The sequence below is a fragment of the Sorangium sp. So ce836 genome, assembly GCF_028553905.1.
Taxonomy (GTDB): domain Bacteria; phylum Myxococcota_A; class Polyangia; order Polyangiales; family Polyangiaceae; genus Sorangium; species Sorangium cellulosum_D.
On the sequence record NZ_CP102233.1, the window covers coordinates 5,884,021 to 5,900,786 of the forward strand.

Annotated in this window: 9 protein-coding genes; 3 read left to right on the forward strand and 6 right to left on the reverse strand. The window is 71.6% G+C overall.

Translation table 11 applies throughout. From position 1 onward, the window contains the following. Positions 1–211: 211 nt before the first annotated feature. From NQZ70_RS21260 to NQZ70_RS21270, 3 genes are all read right to left on the reverse strand, one after another. On the reverse strand, positions 212–1,225 hold the full coding sequence (locus tag NQZ70_RS21260) for a hypothetical protein (protein ID WP_129575841.1): 1,014 nt from the start codon (positions 1,223–1,225) through the stop codon (positions 212–214). A gap of 98 nt (positions 1,226–1,323) precedes the next feature. After that, positions 1,324–3,390, reverse strand: coding sequence for a glucosyltransferase-I (locus NQZ70_RS21265; protein WP_129575842.1), 2,067 nt, complete (start codon positions 3,388–3,390; stop codon positions 1,324–1,326). A gap of 110 nt (positions 3,391–3,500) precedes the next feature. After that, on the reverse strand, positions 3,501–4,514 hold the full coding sequence (locus NQZ70_RS21270) for a hypothetical protein (RefSeq protein WP_129575843.1): 1,014 nt from the start codon (positions 4,512–4,514) through the stop codon (positions 3,501–3,503). 293 nt (positions 4,515–4,807) lie between these two features. Between NQZ70_RS21270 and NQZ70_RS21275 the strand changes: the two genes are divergently transcribed. Further along, complete coding sequence (locus tag NQZ70_RS21275; protein WP_129575844.1) at positions 4,808–7,657, forward strand: serine/threonine-protein kinase; 2,850 nt, start codon at positions 4,808–4,810, stop codon at positions 7,655–7,657. 164 nt (positions 7,658–7,821) lie between these two features. Here NQZ70_RS21275 and NQZ70_RS21280 read toward each other — a convergent pair whose 3' ends face one another. The 3 genes from NQZ70_RS21280 to pheS form a co-directional block, all read right to left on the reverse strand. Further along, positions 7,822–10,218, reverse strand: coding sequence for a glucosyltransferase-I (locus NQZ70_RS21280; protein WP_237245482.1), 2,397 nt, complete (start codon positions 10,216–10,218; stop codon positions 7,822–7,824). A gap of 759 nt (positions 10,219–10,977) precedes the next feature. Beyond that, complete coding sequence (pheT, locus tag NQZ70_RS21285) at positions 10,978–13,422, reverse strand: phenylalanine--tRNA ligase subunit beta (protein ID WP_129575846.1); 2,445 nt, start codon at positions 13,420–13,422, stop codon at positions 10,978–10,980. A 31-nt stretch (positions 13,423–13,453) separates the two neighbouring features. Continuing rightward, positions 13,454–14,503, reverse strand: coding sequence for a phenylalanine--tRNA ligase subunit alpha (pheS, locus tag NQZ70_RS21290; RefSeq protein WP_129575847.1), 1,050 nt, complete (start codon positions 14,501–14,503; stop codon positions 13,454–13,456). A 527-nt stretch (positions 14,504–15,030) separates the two neighbouring features. Here pheS and NQZ70_RS21295 point away from each other — a divergent pair. Together NQZ70_RS21295 and NQZ70_RS21300 are read left to right on the forward strand one after the other, a co-directional pair. Continuing rightward, positions 15,031–16,083, forward strand: a complete 1,053-nt coding sequence (locus NQZ70_RS21295; protein ID WP_129575848.1) for a TRAP transporter substrate-binding protein — start codon at positions 15,031–15,033, stop codon at positions 16,081–16,083. Next, the gene (locus NQZ70_RS21300; RefSeq protein WP_129575849.1) at positions 16,083–16,748 is read left to right on the forward strand and encodes a TRAP transporter small permease; all 666 of its coding nucleotides are present in this window, start codon (positions 16,083–16,085) and stop codon (positions 16,746–16,748) included. The genes NQZ70_RS21295 and NQZ70_RS21300 overlap by 1 nt, the downstream gene beginning before the upstream one ends. Positions 16,749–16,766 lie beyond the last annotated feature (18 nt).

Here is a 16,766-nt window from a genome sequence, read left to right on the forward strand (position 1 = left end):
CACCGATGCCCCGGGTACGGGGCTCTCCTTCCAGCGCTCGGGCGGGCCGTGAGCGTCACCGCGGATACCGGTCCTCGTCGGAGCCGTCGGCCCACTTGTAGCAGCCGCCGCCGGACGCGCCGAGGCCGCCGTCGCACGAGTCCATGGCGAAGCAATCCTCGACGGTGGGAGCCCAGTCAGCGGCCGAGCCGAGCTCGGCGACTCCGCGGGATCAGAACACGAGCCGCGCCGACAGCGCCGCAGCATCGGGCGACGCGGCGGGCCGGAGCTCGATCTTCACACCGCCGCGATCCGGGGTGCGGTGGGCCTCGGGCCCGTTCACGAAGAGCAGGACCGTCCCCGTGATCACGGCCGCTCCGCCGACGAGGAGGGCGCCGATCCCCAGCCCGTTCTCGAGGTCGGTGCCGTCGTACGCGTCCGACGCGAACGGCTTGCACGACGGATCGCAGCGGGCCTGGAGGCGACCGTCGGTTGCTCTCTGCTCGGCGGCGGCATGCCGCATCAGCGCGCCGCCCGCGACGCCCAGGGCCGCGCCCGCCCCGAGCGTGGCCCACGGGAGCCACGTGGCCCACCGCGGCCTGCCGACGACGGTGTCGGCGCTCAGGGCGATCTGTCCCGAAGCCTCTTGGCCGGCGAAGACGAGGATGGGCTTGACGACCGTGAAATAGCCTCTCTTTTTCGCCGTGATGACGTGCTCTCCCGGCATGACCATCCGGCGCTCGGCGCCGGGGCCGACGAACCAGGGCTGGCCGTCCATCAGCACGACGGCGCCCGGCTCGTCGCAGCGGATCCGGATGGCGGCGAGCTCCCGCTCGGCGAGCGCTCGCATGGCCGCGCGCGCCTCCTGCTCCTTCTCGGCGTCGAGCGAGCCGGGCCCCCAGCGCAGGGCGAGGCGCAGGTTCTCGTGGGCCAGGAGGGGCAGGCCCATGAGCTTCAACACCCGCCCGAGATAGAGCCGGAGCTCGGGCTGCTCCCAGATAGCCAGCGCCTCCTCGTACTTGGCCCGCGCCTCGGCGAGCATCGCGCGCCGGTGCAGCTCGCGCGCCTCTTCGAAGAGCGCTTGCGCCCGCTGCTTTCGCTCCTCGGAGACGCCCTGGTGCCATGGCCCTGGCGGCGCCTCCTCGGCGCGCGCGGGCGCCGCGCACAGGGTCACGAGGGCGATCGGCAGGAGGAGCTGCGCTGTCGAGAGCACGAATCGAACGGGTCGCTTGCGGGTCGTCGTCATGACAGCTGACCGCCTCCTTGGGGCGTCCGTGGGACCTGGCCGGCGCCCGGGAGCGCCGTCGGGGGCGGCAGCGGGCGCCTGAGCTCGCGGCGGTGCGACTACTGCGGCAGCACCGTCCGGGTGTGACGATAGATGGCGCCGCCCTCGCCGACGACAAAGGACGATCTGCCGGTGCCCCAGACCGCGAAAAAGATGCGATCTGTCGTGGAATCGAGCTTGAGCCAGGAGGTCCCGTCGTAGTGCAGGAGCTCGCCGAACTCGCCCACGGCAAAGACATCCTGCGGCCCGGTCCCCCACACGCCATTCAGCGTTATCAGCGTGGTCGAGCTCATGGTCTGCCAGCCCTGGCCGTCGTGGTGCAGGATCGTGCCTTCTGAACCCACGGCAAAGACATCCCGCGGCCCGATCCCCCACACCCCGGTCAACCATGCCTCCGGTGCGGGCGAGGGCATTTTCTGCCAGCCCTGGCCGTCGTAGTGCAGGATCGTGCCCCGATCACCCACGGCAAAGACATCCCGCGGCCCGCGCCCCCACACGCCCTTCAACGATGCCTCCGATGCGGGCGGGTCCATGTCCTTCCAGCCCTGGCCGTCGTAGTGCAGGATCGTGCCCCGATCACCCACGGCAAAGACATCCTGCGGTCCGCTCCCCCAGACCCCGGTCAACGCCCTCGATGTGGGCGAGGGCATGGCGTACCACTTCGGGCCGCCGTCGTAGTGCAGGATCGTGCCTTCAGAACTCACGGCAAAGACATCCCGCGGCCCGCTCCCCCACACGCCGTTCAACCATGCAGTCGTTGTGGACGAGTCCATTTCCTGCCAGACCTGGCCGTCGTAGCGAAGGATCGTGCCTTGATTACCCACGACGAAGACATCGTGTGGTCCGCTCCCCCACGCACTATGCAACCATGCTGTCGTGGGCCAGGTCATGTTCTGCCAGTCCTGGCCGTTGTAGTGCAGCGTCGTGCCTCCGTTCCCCACGGCAAAGACGTCCTGCGGTCCGCTCCCCCACACACCATGCAACCGTACCTGCCGCCAGGAATCCTCCTCGGGCAACGTCGTGGGCAACGTCATGCGCCGCCAGCCCTCGCCGTCGTAGTGCAGCATCGTGCCCTCGACATCCACGACATAGACATTGTCCGGCGCGCTCTCCCACACGCCCGACAACGCCTTCGATGTGGGCGAGGGCATGGCCTGCCAGCCCTGACCGTCGTAGCGGAGCATCGCGCCATGATCACCCACGGCGAAGACATCGTGCGCCTTGCTCCCCCACACGCCCGACAACGCTTCCGCCGTGGGCGAGGGCATGACCTGCCAGCCCTGACCGTCGTGGTGCAGGATCGTGCCCCGAGCGCCCACGGCGAAGACATCGTGCGCCTCGCGCCCCCACACGCCCGACAACGCTTCCGCCGCGGACGAGGGCATGACCTGCCAGCCCTGACCGTCGTAGTGCAGGATCGTGCCCCGAGCGCCCACGGCGAAGACATCGCTCGTCCCGCTCCCCCACACGTCCGACAACGCCTCCGACGTGGGCGACGGCATGGCCTGCCAGCCCTGACCGTCGTAGTGCAGGATCGTGCCTTCAGAACCCACGGCGAAGACATCGCGCGGCCCGCTCCCCCACACGCCCGACAACGCTTCCGACGTGGGCGACGGCATGGCCTGCCAGGACTGGCCGTTGTAGTGGACGATCGCGCCGCCGTCACCCACGGCAAACGCCTCCTGCTCCCAGCTCCAACCGGCCCGCAACGCTTGCAATGTCGCGCGCTCCTGCCGACGCCAGTTCCAGCTTCCGCACGGGATGGTGGATAGGTCATCGCAGGAGCTGACGCACCCCGGGCGGCCGAAATCGTAGCTCAGCGAGACGCAGGATATCGTGACCGGCAATTGGGTGTCGCAGATCTCATCCGCTGCCAGCGCCCCGTCTCCGCAATGCACGCACTCGCTGCCGCAGCCGTCGCCGCCGACCTGGTTGCCGTCATCGCAGTCCTCGCCGGCCTCCACGACGCCGTTGCCGCAGGTGTTGACCCTGGTCGACTCGACGCACGCAGGGGCACGCTCCTCGTAGACGACGCAGATGTGGCCGAACGGGCAAAGCCCGTCGCCGCACGTGATCCCGCCCTGGAGGCACGCACCCCCGATACAGAGCAACGCCAGCACGAGCACGGCCGCAGCCGCATGGAGGATCGCTCGTCCGCCTCGCCACAGGCCCGAGACCGCTGGGCTCGCATCCTCGTCCCGCCTTCGCATTCTACCTCGCCTTTCCCTCGGTCGGATCAGAACACGACCCGGCCGGACAGCATCGCACCCTCGAGCGACGCGGCGGGCCGGAGCTCGATCGTCACGCCGCCGCGATCCGGGGCGCGGTGGGCCTCGGGCCTGTTCATGAAGAGCAGGACCGTCCCCGTGATCACGGTCGCTCCGCCGGCGACGAGGGCGCCGATCCACAGCCGGTTCTCGAGGACGCTGCGATCGTACGCGTCGCGATCGAACGCTGCGCACGTCGGAACGCAGCCGTCCCGGATGCGCCGGTGGGCATCGTCGTGGTCCGTGTCGGCATGCCACATCAGCGCGCCGCCCGCGACGCCCAGGGCCGCGCCCGCCCCGAGCGTGGCCCACGGGAGCCACGTGGCCCACCGCGGCCTGCTGACGACGGTATCGGCGCTCAGGGCGACCCGTCCCGAGGCCTCTTTGCCGGCGAAGACGAGGATGGGCTTTACGACGGTCGAATATCCGTCCTTTCTCGCCGTGATGACGTGCTCTCCCGGCATGACCATCCGGCGCTCGACGTCAGGGCCGACGAACCAGGGCTGGCCATCCATCAGCACGACGGCGCCCGGCTCGTCGCAGCGGATCTCGATGGCGGCGAGCTCCCGCTCGACCAGCGCTCGCATCGCCGCGCGCGCCTCCTGCTCCTTCTCGGCGTCGAGCGAGCCGGGCCCCCAGCGCAGGGCGAGGCGCAGGTTCTCGTGGGCCAGGAGAGGCAGGCCCATGAGCTTCAACACCCGCCCGAGATAGAGCCGGAGCTCGGGCTGCTCCCAGACAGCCAGCGCCTCCTCGTACTTGGCCCGCGCCTCGGCGAGCATCGCGCGCCGGTGCAGCTCGCGCGCCTCTTCGAAGAGCGCCTGCGCCCGCTGCTTTCGCTCCTCGGAGACGCCCTGGTGCCATGGCCCCGGCGGCGCCTCCTCGGCGCGCGCCGGCCCAGCGCACAGGGGCACGAGGGCGATCGACAGGAGGAGCTGCGCTGTCGAGAGCACGAATCGAACGGATCGCTTGGGGGTCGTCGTCATGAAGCCGAGCGCCTCTCCGCCGGGGCGTCCGTGGGACCTGCGCTCCCGCACCCGCTCGGCGCGCGCCCGGGCTCGCCGGTCACGTCGCGCGCATATCGCGATCGCCGCGTCGAGCGCAAGGAGAGGAGAGGCGACGATCGCACGGGCGCTCCTGCCCAGCAAGCCGGCGCCCGGACGTGCCGTAGGTCGCCTGGGCCGCTCGGAGCCGGGTGATCTGACCGGAGGCCGTGTGGGAGGGGCGCAGTCGTGCTCCGTCGCGTGAAAGGGATGCGGCCGCGCGCCGGAACGGTACTATGCTCCCGGCCGTGGTCGCGGGCGCTCGCGAGATGATCAGGACCCAGACGATGCGCGCGACGGTCGAGCCGCCGTCGTCGCGCGAGCCAGGCAAGTCGCCGCCGTCCCCCGGCGCCCGCATCGGCCATTATGAGCTCCTGCGCGAGCTCGGCCGGGGAGGCATGGGCGTCGTCTTCCTGGCGCGCGACCTCCGGCTCGCTCGCCTCGTCGCGATCAAGCTCCTCACGAAGCTGAGCAGCACCGGAGTCCAGCGCTTCCTCGCCGAAGCGCAGGCCACCGCGCGCTGCAAGCACGAGCATATCGTGACGATCCACGAGGTGAACGAGCACGACGGATTCCCGTACATGGTGCTCGAGTACATCGAGGGGCAGAGCTTCCGTGCGTGGATGAAGCAGCGCAAGCCCGCCGACGCCCCCGGCCGGGCGCGGGCGGCGCCGGTCCCGCCCGGCCTGGCCGTCGAGATGATGGTCCCCGTCGTGCGCGCGCTCGCGAGCGCGCACGCGTCCGGCATCGTCCATCGCGATCTCAAGCCGGAGAACGTCATGCTGGACGCCTCGGGCGCGATCAAGGTGGTCGATTTCGGCATCGCCAAGCTGCGCGACGACGCGACGAGCCTGGTCGCCGAGCGCCCCGCCGTCGACGACGTGCGCCTGACGCACCCGGGAGCGGCGGTCGGCACGCTGCCTTATATGTCCCCCGAGCAGTGGGAAGGGCGGGATATCGACCCGTCGAGCGACGTCTGGGCCGTGGGCATCATGCTTTACGAGCTCGTGCTCGGCGCTCATCCGCTCGCGCCGTGCAGGATGCCGGACCTCGTCGCGGTGCCGCGCCTCGACGAGCCGATGCCCGAGGTCGGCGCGCGCCACCCGGAGGTCGGCGCGCTCGGCGCGATCATCGACCGCTGCCTGCGCAAGCGCAAGGCCGAGCGGTACGCCTCCGCCGAGGAGCTCCTGACCGAGCTCTTGCCCCTCCTGCCCGGGCGCCGGGAGATCCACCTCGGCAGCGACGAGAGCCCGTTCGCCGGCCTCTCGTCCTTCCAGGAGGCCGACGCCGACCGCTTCTTCGGCCGCGCGCAGGACCTCGCGGGCGTCGTCGCGCGCCTGCGCAGCCAGCCGCTGCTCGCGATTGCGGGCGCGTCGGGCGTGGGGAAGTCGTCCCTCGTGCGGGCGGGGGTGATCCCGGCGCTCAAGCGCTCCGGCGAGGGCTGGGAGGCGCTGGTCCTCCGGCCCGGGCGCGAGCCGCTGGCGGCGCTCGCGGAGCTCCTCGGCAGCCCTGCGGTGACGCTGAGCACCGACGTGCAGGCGCTCGCCGTCGACAGCGGCGCGGGGACGCGCGCGGCCCTGGTGGAGCGGCTGCGCGGCGAGCCGGGCCTGCTCGGCGCCGCGCTGCGCGGGTGGGCGGCCCGGGCGCAGCGGCGCCTCTTGCTGTTCATCGATCAGTTCGAGGAGCTCGTCACGCTCGGCGCCCCGGCCGACGAGCGCGCGGCGTTCCTCGCGTGCCTGGAGGGCATCGCCGACGACGCGTCCTCTCCGCTCCGGGTCGTCCTGTCGGTGCGGTCGGATTTCCTCGAGCGGATGGCCGAGCACGAGCACTTCATGGCGGCGATGACCCGCGGCCTCGTGTTCCTCCGGCCGATGGGGCGCGAGGGGCTGCGCGAGGCGCTGGTGAGGCCGATCGAGGCCGTTCGGCACGAGATCGAGGACCCGGCGATGGTCGAGGGCATCCTCGACGCGCTCTCGACGACGCGCGGGGCGCTGCCGCTGCTCCAGTTCACCGCGGCGAGGCTCTGGGAGATGCGCGATCGCGGGCGCCGGCTGTTCACGCGGGCGAGCTACGAGGCGATCGGCGGGGTGGCGGGCGCGCTGGCGAGCCACGCCGACACGCTGCTGGCCGGGATGAGCGAGCGCCAGGCGAAGCTCGCGCGGGCGGTCCTGGAGCGGCTGGTGACGCCGGAGCGGACGCGGGCCGTGGCCAGCCTGGGCGAGCTGTGCGAGCTGCCCGGGGACCCGGGCGAGATCGAGCGGGTCGTGGGGCAGCTGGCCGACGGGCGGCTCGTGGCGATCGAGAAGGGGAGCGACCGCGCGGGCAGCACGGTGGAGCTCGTGCACGAGTCGCTGATCGAGCGGTGGCCGACGCTCAAGCGCTGGCTCGACGAGAGCCAGGAGGACGCCGCGTTCCTGGACAGGCTGCGCGCGGCGGCGAGGCTGTGGGACGCGAGCGGCCGCGCCGCGGACACGCTTTGGCGCGGCAACGTCGCGAAGGAGGCGCGCGGCTTTCGCGAGCGCTACCGGGGCGCGCTGCCGGAGCGGGAGCGGCTCTTCCTGGAGGCGGTGCTCCGGCTCGCGGACGAGACGCGGCGCCGGAGGCGCCGGCTCGTCTCCGGGACGATCGCGGCGCTGTCGTTCCTGGTGGTCGCGGCGGGGGCGGGGATCGTGAAGCTGAGCCGGCAGAACGGGGTGATCACGGCGCAGCTCGACGCGATCCGCAGGACCGAGGAGACGCTGAAGAAGGCGCTCGCGAGCGAGGAGGCGGAGCGGAGCGCGGCCGAGAGGGCGCGGCACGAGAGCGAGGCCGAGCGGAGGCGGGCCGAGGCGATGCAGCGCGAGGCGGAGGAGGCCCGGGACCGCGCCAAGGCCGAGGCAGAGCGGGCCGGCGTGGCGGCGGGCGAGGCGCGGGCGGCGCGGGACACGGCGCAGCGGTCCGAGGTCGAGGCGCGAAAGGCCGAGGCGAAGGCCACCGAGGAGGAGCGGAAGGCGAGGGCGGCGGCGGAGGCGATGCTGCAGAGCAAGCGCGAGCAGGAGCACCTCATCCAGCGGACCGTGGGGAAGATCGACGAGAAGTTGAAGTAGCCGGAGCCACGCCTCGGGGGGGTGGGGGACGGCCTCGTCACGTCGCGACGGTCGTCCCGCGGCGGCGAGGTCGGCGCGGACGGGCGGTGAGGAGGGCGCTCCAGACATCGTTTCGGGGTGCGGCGCGCTGCGCTGGAGCGCTCCGTGGGCTCGAGGCGGCGCGGCTACAGCGGCGGCGCCGTCCGGCTGTGACGGTAGATGGCGCCGCCGTCGCCGACGACGAAGGACGAGCTCCCAGCGCCCCACCCCGCGACGAGAGGGCGGTCTGTCGTGGAGTTGAGCTTGATCCAGGAGATCCCGTCGTAGTGCAGGAGCGTGCCGAACGCACCCACGGCATAGACATCCCGCGGCCCGGTCCCCCACACGTTGTACAGATCGACCAGCGTGGTCGAGTCCATTTTCTGCCAGCCCTGGCCATCGTAGTGCAGGATCGTGCCGCCGTACCCCACGGCATAGATATCCTGCGGCCCGGTCCCCCACAGGTTGTTCAACATTGTCGATGTGGGCGGGTCGATTCCGTCCATTTTCTGCCAGTCCCGGCCGTCGTAATGCAGGATCGTGCCGTGCTCGCCCACGGCGAAGACATCCTGCGGCCCGGTCCCCCACACGCCACGGAGCCACGGCAGCGATTCGGCCTGGTGCATGTCCTGCCAGCTCCGGCCGTCGTAGCGCAGGATCGTGCCGCCGTACCCCACGGCGAAGACATCCCGCGGCCCGCTGCCCCACACGCCAGACAACGGTTGCAGCCCTGTGGGCACGGTCATGGGCTGCCAGTCCCGGCCGTCGTAGTGCAGCGCCGTTCCGTTGGAACCCACGGCGAAGACGTCCCGCGGCCCGCTCCCCCACACGCCGCTCAACGCGTCCGACGTGGGCGAGCTCATGGCCTGCCAGTCCTGGCCGTCGTAGTGCAGGATCGTGCCCTTGTCACTCACGGCGAAGACATCCTGTAGATCGCTCCCCCACACGCTGGACAGCCAGTCCGACGTGGGCGAGGTCATGGGCTGCCAGCTCTGGCCGTTGTAGCTCAGGATGGCGCCGCTGTCGCCCACGACGAAGACATCCCGCGGCCCGCTCCCCCACACGCCAGACAGCTGTTCCACCGAGATGGGCAAGGGCATGTGCTGCCAGCCCTCGCCGTCGTAGTGCAGAATATTGCCCAGATGACCCACGGCAAAGACGTTCTGCGGCCCGCTCCCCCACACGTCGAAGAACGCCTCCACCCGTGTGGGCAAGGTCATGGGCCGCCATTCCTGGCCGTCGTAGCGCAGGATCGTGCTGTCGTCACCGACGGCAAAGACGTTCTGCGGCCCGCTTCCCCACACGCCCCTGATCGTGATGAATTCCGGGATGGGCGAGGTCATGGGCTGCCATTCCCGACCGTCGTAGTGCAGGATCGTCCCATAGCCCACGGCAAAGACGTCCTGCGGCCCGCTCCCCCACACGTCGTGCAACAAGGTCGATGTGGGCGAGGCCATGCGCTGCCACATTTGGCCGTCGTAGCGCAGGATCGCGCCGTTATCACCCACGGCAAAGACCTCCCGCGGCCCGCTCCCCCACACGCCCTTGATCGCGATCGGGTCCGAGGTGGGCGAGGTCATGGTCTGCCATTCATGACCGTCGTAGTGCAGGATCGTGCCATAGCCCACGGCAAAGACGTCCTGCGGCCCGCTCCCCCACACGCCGTTCAGCGTGGCCGACGTGGGCGACGGCATGGTCCGCCAGTCCTGACCGTTGTAGTGCAGGATCGCGCCGTTGATGCCCACGGCAAAGACATCCTGCGGCCCGCTCTCCCACACGGCGTTCAGCGGCCCCGATGTAACAGGATCCTGCCGACGCCAGTTCCAGCTTCCGCACGAGCCGACGGACAGATCATCGCAGGAGCTGGTGCACCCCGGACGGCCGAAATCGTAGCGCAGGTTGACGCAGGACGTCGTGATCGTCACGCCGGGATCGCAGGCTTCATCCTGTGCCAGCTCCCCGTCGCCGCAATGCACCTCGCAGTCGTGCCTGCAATACCCGCGAAGCTCCGCGTTCTGGCCGCCGCGGCACATGGGGTCGGTCGACTCGATCTCGTCAGCGCCGCAGTCGCAGGTCTCCCCGCGGTTCACGTCGACGATGCCGTTGCCGCAGCGCTCGTCGGACGTGCAGTCGGCGCTGCATCCGTCGTCGCCTCGGTCGTTGCCGTCGTCGCAGATCTCGCCCCGCACACCGTCGACGACGCCGTTGCCGCAGCGCTCGTCGGACGTGCAGTCGGCGCTGCATCCGTCGCCGTCGTTCGTGTTCCCGTCGTCGCAGACCTCGTCGTCCTCGGGGATCCCGTTGCCACAGCTGTGGCCGTAGCCGGGGACGACACACTGGGGTCTGCCGGTGGTCGGCAGGACGCATTCATGGTCGATCGGGCAAAAGCTGTCACCGCAAGAGACCGCGCCCTGGAGGCATGCACCCGCGGCGGCGATCGGCGCCATCCCGATCGCCATCGCCACGACGTGACGAGGCGCCCAGCCGCCCCGCGGAGGGCGCGCGACGACGCTCCGGTTCCGCTCCATGCTCCGCCTGCGCATCCATGCCCACATCGTACCCTCGTCGCTTTCGCTCTCGTCGGCCCGGCAGATCGCCCCGGGTCATCGCAAGGCCAGGGCCGCCGCTCCGGCGGTGCCGCCAAGGAGATATCGAGGAACGAGCGCGCGGTCCACGGGCGGCATCTCCAGCACGCAGCAAGCAGCAGGCCACATGCCGCCTTGGCACGGCCGCGGGCCGCGAGCGCGCACCCGCTGCGCGCCGAGCCGTCGCGTCTGCTGTCCTCGTGGGCGACGCGCGGCGGCGTCGGGGCGCGGGGCCGGCGCGATGGCAATCCTTGCCGCGCCTCTGCCACCGGCGATGGCAATCTTTGCCATGAGGGCAACGCTTGCCACCTGGGAAGCGCCACGCCGGCAACCCGAGGTCTGAGGCGAAGATGGCTCCAGACCCGGGGGCCCCCGGGCCAGACCCGGGGGCCCCCGGGAGGCTCGGGCGCGAAACGCCGGTGCGGGGCGGTTCAGGGCAACGCGGTGGCGGTTCGGGGCGACGCGGTGGCGGTTCGGGGCGACGCGGTGGCGGTTCGGGGCGACGCGGTGGCGGCTTCGGCTGTCATGGTCCCGTCGACGCCTGCGATAGCCTGCCTTCCTGGAACCTGGCCTACCGGACGCGCCGGAGCATACGAGTCGCTGAAACCGAGCCTTGAGCCGTCCGCATCCGCGCCGCCGAGCGCTCGGGCGCCCTCCACGGCGTGCCACAGCGGATCCACCGCCGCCCGCCGCCCGCTCACCGCGCCTCGCCCGGCTTCAGCGCTGCTGCGCCCCGAACCGCGCCTTCGCCGCGTCCACCGCGGCCTTCGTCCACCGATCGACCTCCTCGTCGGTCAGCGTCCGCTCCGGCGACCTGAACCACAGCGCGAACCCGAGCGAGTGCGTCCCCGGCGGGAGCTCGCCGCCGCGGTACCGGTCGAACAGCTCGACCTTCTCGCAGCGCTCCCCGGCCGTCGTCCGCAGCAGCTCCAGCACCTGGCCCGCCGGCACGTCCAGCGGCAAAAGCAGCGCCACGTCGTGCCGCATCGCCGGGAACCGGCTCGGCTTCGCGGCCACCGGCGCGCGGTAGGCCGCCGCCACCGCCGCGAGATCGAGCTCCGCCACCACCGCTCCGGTCGTGATCTCCAGCGCGTCGCGCACGTCCGGGTGGAGCTCCGCCACGTACCCCACGGCGCGGCCGTCGAGCGTGACGCGCGCGCCCTTGCGCGGGTGCGCCCACGGCGGCGGCTCGCCCTCGAGGTCGAGCTCCGGCGCCACGCTGCCCGCGAGCTCCGCCAGCACCGCCTCGACCACGCCCTTGCCGTCGTAGAAGTCGACGTCCTCGGGCCGCGTGAGATAGCTGTCGCGCGGCCCCGCGAGCAGGACCGTCAGCCGGGTCGGCTCGTCCACCGGCGGCCGCTCGACCCGCGCCTTCTGGCCCGCGCCGTCCGCGCCGCCCTGGCGCGGCAGGAACACCTGGCTCACCTCGAACAGCCGCACCCGCGGCACGTTGTACCGCTGCGAGCGCTGCGCGACCGTGAGCAGCCCCGGGACGAGCGACGGCCGCATCACCGACTTCTCCTCGGAGAGCGGGTTCAGCAGCCGGAGGAGCGGCTCGACCTCGAAGCGCGACGCCTTCAGCTCCTGCGGCGACAGGAACGAGTACGTCACCGCCTCGTGCAGGCCGATCCCGGTGCAGATCTGGCGCACCCTGCGCCGGAGCCGGTAATCGCCCCGGGCGCCCGCGGGCGCCGCGCCCACGCGCGGGAGGCTGCTCGGGATCTGGTCGTAGCCGGCGACGCGCGCCACCTCCTCGATGAGGTCGATCTCCTCCACGATGTCGGGCCGGTGCGCCGGCACCTCGACGAGCAGCCGATCCGCCTGCTGCTCCACGATCGAGACCCCGAGCGTCTCCAGGATCTCGCGCGCCCGCGGCGGGGCCTCGGCGCCGATGATGCGCTTGTACCGCGGCAGCCGCAGCGTCAGCCGGCGCGGGGCGCGGGGCGCGACGTACGCGTCGATCGGCTCGCCCGCCGCCTCGGCGCCGGCGAGCTCGCAGATGAGCGCGGTCCCGCGATCGCGCGACAGCGGCACCCCCGAGAGGTCGACCTCCCGTTCGAAGCGGTGCGAGGCCTCGGTGTGGAAGCCGTAGCGCCGCGCCGACCTGCGGATCCCGCGCGGCTCGAAGTACGCCGACTCGAGGAACACCCGGCGCGTCGTCGCGGTGACGCCGCTGTCCGCGCCGCCGATCACGCCCGCCAGCGCCACCACGCGCTCCGCGTCGGCGATCACGAGGTCGTCCTCGTTCAGGGACAGCTTCTGCCCGTCGAGCGCGACGAACGCCTCGCCCTGCCGCGCCCTCCGGATCTCGATCGGCAGCCGCAGCGCGTCGAGATCGAAGGCGTGGAGCGGCTGCCCCCGCTCGAGCATCACCAGGTTCGTCGCGTCGACGACGTTCGTGATCGGCCGGACCCCGAGGCGGCCGAGGCGCACCCGCGCCCAGAGCGGCGAGGGACCGACGCTGACGCCCTCGATCACCTGGCCGGCATACCGGGGGCAGCGCTCCTTGTCGCGCACCTCCACGCTCGCGCGCGCCGCGCCGCCGCTCGCCTGCGGCCGCGCGACCGCCGGCGGCTGGAAGGGGACGCCGAGCACCGCGGCCACGTCCCGGGCCACGCCCAGGTGGCCCAGCGCGTCCGGCCGGTTGGGGGTGACGCTGAGCTCGATGATCCAGTCCTCGAGGCGCGGCTCCCAGTCGAGCAGCGATTGCCCCGGGCGCCCGCCCTCGACGATCAACAGGCCCTCGTGGCTCGACCCGAGCCCGAGCTCGTCCTCGGCGCAGAGCATGCCGGCCGACGGGACGCCGGCGACCGCCTTCTCGGTCAGCGTGACGAGCGCGCCGCTGCGGTCGAGGACCTGCGCCCCCACCGGCGCATAGCAGACGAGCGCGCCGGCGCCGGGGGCCGGGACGTTCTGCGCGCCGCACACCACCTCGACGCCTCCGCCGGCGCCGCCGGCGTCCACGCGGACCAGCGTGAGGCCCTTCTTGCTCGGGTGGGGCCGCGTCGCCTCGACGCTCGCGAGGACCACCGGGCGCAGCGCGGCGCCGACGTGCGTCACGCGGTCGACCTCGAGCCCGCCGCGGCCGAGCGCCGACGTCACCGCGTCGACGCCGGGATCGGCGCCGAGGATCTCTTGAAGCCACTTGTACGATATCAACATGGGAGTCGGGCTCCGGCGCGAGGGGAGTCGCCTAGAGGCTTCCGAGGAAGCGGACGTCGTTCTCGTAGAAGGCGCGGATGTCGTCGACGGCGAACTTCATGTTGGCCGTGCGATCCACGCCGATGCCGAACGCCAGCCCCGTGTAGAGCTCCGGGTCGATTCCGACGTTCCGGAGCACCGTCGGGTGGACCATGCCGCACCCGAGCACCTCCAGCCAGCCGGTGCCCTTGCACTGCGGACAGGCGCGGTTCTCGCCGTAGCAGACGAGGCAGGAGACATCGAGCTCGGCGCTCGGCTCGGTGAAGGGGAAGTAGCTCGGCCGGAAGCGCGTCCTCGTGTTCTCGCCGAACATCCGGCGGCTGTAGACCTCGAGCAGGCCCTTGAGGTCGCCGAGGGACACGTCGCGGTCGACGACGAGCCCCTCGATCTGCACGAACATGGGGCTGTGGCTGGCGTCGTCGTCGCGCCGGTAGACGACGCCCGGCGCGACGATCATGACCGGCGGAGGGTGGGAGAGCATCTCGCGCACCTGCACCGGGCTCGTGTGCGTGCGGAGGAGCACGTTCTGGCCCGGATCGCCGGCCACGTAGAACGTGTCGTGCATGTCCATGGCCGGGTGATCCGCCGGGAACCCGAGGAGATCGAAGTTGTAGCGCGCGAGCTCGATCTGCGGCCCCTCGGCCACGTCGAACCCGAGCCCGACGAAGATATCCACGATCTCGTCGAGGGTCCGCATGATGGGGTGCGGCCGGCCGGGCGCGCGCCAGCGGCCGGGCAGGGTGATATCGAGGGGCGGCGCGGAGAGCTCGCGATCGCGCGCGGCCCGCTTGATCCGGGCGGTCGCCTCCTCGCGGGCGCGCTCCACGCGGCCCTTGACCGCGTTGAGGCGCTGGCCGAGCGCCTTGCGCTCCTCGGGCGCCGCCCCGGGCAGCTGCTTCATCAGGGCATTGAGCGAGCCGCGGCGCCCGAGCAGGCTGGCATACAGGCGGTTCAGCTCATCGAGATCGCCGACGGCGGCGAACTGGACGTCCACCGTGCGATCGACCTCGTCGATGAGGCGGCCGAGTTCGGGACCACTCATTGCCGCCCCCTTACCCCAGAGCCCCTGGCAACGCAAGACATGACCACCCGCGCTGCGCCGCCGCGTGCGGGACGTCCGGTGCGCGGGCGGCGGCGACGGAGCGCGCCGCGCGGCGCGTGGAGGGGAGGGGCCGGCGGCCATCGCCCGAGGCGAACGCCCGATCCGCGCGACGCCGCGCCCCGCGCCGCGCGGGCGGCGCGCGACGGCGCCGCGCAACAGCGGTTGTCACCACGGTCAACTCCGGGTTGACATCGCCGCCTTCTTCATCGCGCTCGGTTACCTGCTCGGCGCCCTCCTCGCCTCCCACGCGCTCGCCACGCTGGCCCGTCCCGCGCCTACGGGAGGGCGCAGATCCCTCCCTGGCGCAGCGATTGCAAAACCGCGGTCCATTTGCCGAGCGCCCCTGAGCTCCGCATGCGGCCGCCGTCGAGGCGTGCCTGCCGCGGGCTGCCATCGGCCTCCGGGCCGCCGCGCCGCGCCGCGCGGTTCAACCCTCACCGATAACCCCGATTCCAGCGTGCATCGATATGGACAAGAAAGCCGTCTCCTTCCTCGTGCTCGGTTGCCTGCTGGGGACCATCGTCACCTCCGGCGCCTTCTCCGTGCTGGCCCGCCCCGCGTCGGCGGAGGGCGCTGGTGAAAGGCAAGCTGCCGGCGCGGCGAGCGCCGGCACGAAGAGAGTGGTCCTGAAGCTGTCGCACGCGCTCGATCAGGCGCATCCGGTGCACGTCGCCATGGAGTACATGGCGAAGCAGCTCGACAAGAAATCCGGCGGCGCCGTGCAACTGCAGATCTTCCCGAACGGGCAGCTGGGCAGCGAGACCGAGAGCATCGAGCAGGTTCAGCGAGGTGCGCTGGCGATGGTCAAGACCTCCACGGCGCCGCTCGAGAGCTTCATCCCGGAGATGGCGCTCTTCGGGCTGCCGTACCTCTTCCGGGACGAGGACCATTTCTGGAAGGTGCTCCTCGGCGACGTGGGCAAGGAGCTCGCCGCGGCCGGGGCGAAGGTGGGCGTGAGGGGCCTCTGCTACTACGACTCCGGGAGCCGGAGCTTCTACACGACGGACGCGCCCGTCATGAGCCCCGCGGATCTCCAGGGCAAGAAGATCCGCGTCATGAAGAGCAAGACCGCGATGGACATGGTCTCGCAGATGGGCGCCGCGCCGACGCCGATCGCGTTCGGCGAGCTGTATTCCGCGCTGCAGCAAGGGATGGTCGACGGGGCCGAGAACAACCCGCCCAGCCTCTTCACGAGCCGCCACTTCGAGGTCACGAAGCACTACTCGCTCGACGAGCACACGAGCATCCCCGACATCATCCTGTTCAGCCAGAAGATCTGGGAGTCGCTGAGCCCCGAGGTCCAGCGGTGGATCCAGGAGGCGGCCGACGAGTCGGCCGTCTTCCAGCGCGAGGCGTGGAAGAAGAGCACTCAGGAATCCCTCGACGCGCTGAAGAAGGCAGGGGTGACCATCCACCGGCCGGACAAGGAGCCGTTCCGCAAGCAGGTCCAGCCCATGTACGACCGTATCGAGGGCACGGAGCTCAGCAAGCTGGTGAAGCGCGTCCAGGAGGTCGAGTGATGGACGCCCAGGAGCGCAGGGTAGGGCTCCTGCTCGACGAGGAGACGAGCGCTCCTCAGGAGCCCCCGTCGCATGTACAAGCGCCGGAGGCGGGCCGGGATGGCCCGGCCGGCGCGCCGAGCGCGGGGCGTCGAGCGCCGGCCGTCGCCGGGCCGCTGCACAGGCTGCACGCGGGCCTGATCAGGGCGCTGGAGGTCGTGCTCGTCGCCGCGTTCGCGGTGCTCACGCTCGACACCCTCTGGGGCGTCTTCTCCCGCTACGTGCTCGGCAACCAGAGCCGCTGGACCGAGGAGCTCGCCATCTATCTCCTGGTCTGGATCTCGCTCCTCGGCGCCGGGCTCGCCTACGGCGAGAAAGCGCACCTCGGCGTCGATTACTTCGTCGGCAAGATGGATCCGGCGGCCCAGCGCGTCGCGGCGATCGCCATCGAGCTCCTGGTGGCGTCCTTCGCCGCGTTCGCGCTGATCTACGGCGGCTGGACGCTCGTCGTCAAGACGCTCGAGTCCAAGCAGACGTCGCCCGCGCTCGACATCCAGGTGGGCTACGCGTACCTGGCCGTGCCCATCAGCGGGGTCTTCTTCCTCATGTTTTGCATCGAAAACCTGGTGGAGCTGTTCACCGGGCGGGTGTCGCCGAGGAGAGGCGAGCCCGTCACCGACGCGTAACCTTCCAGAGCCGGGCCC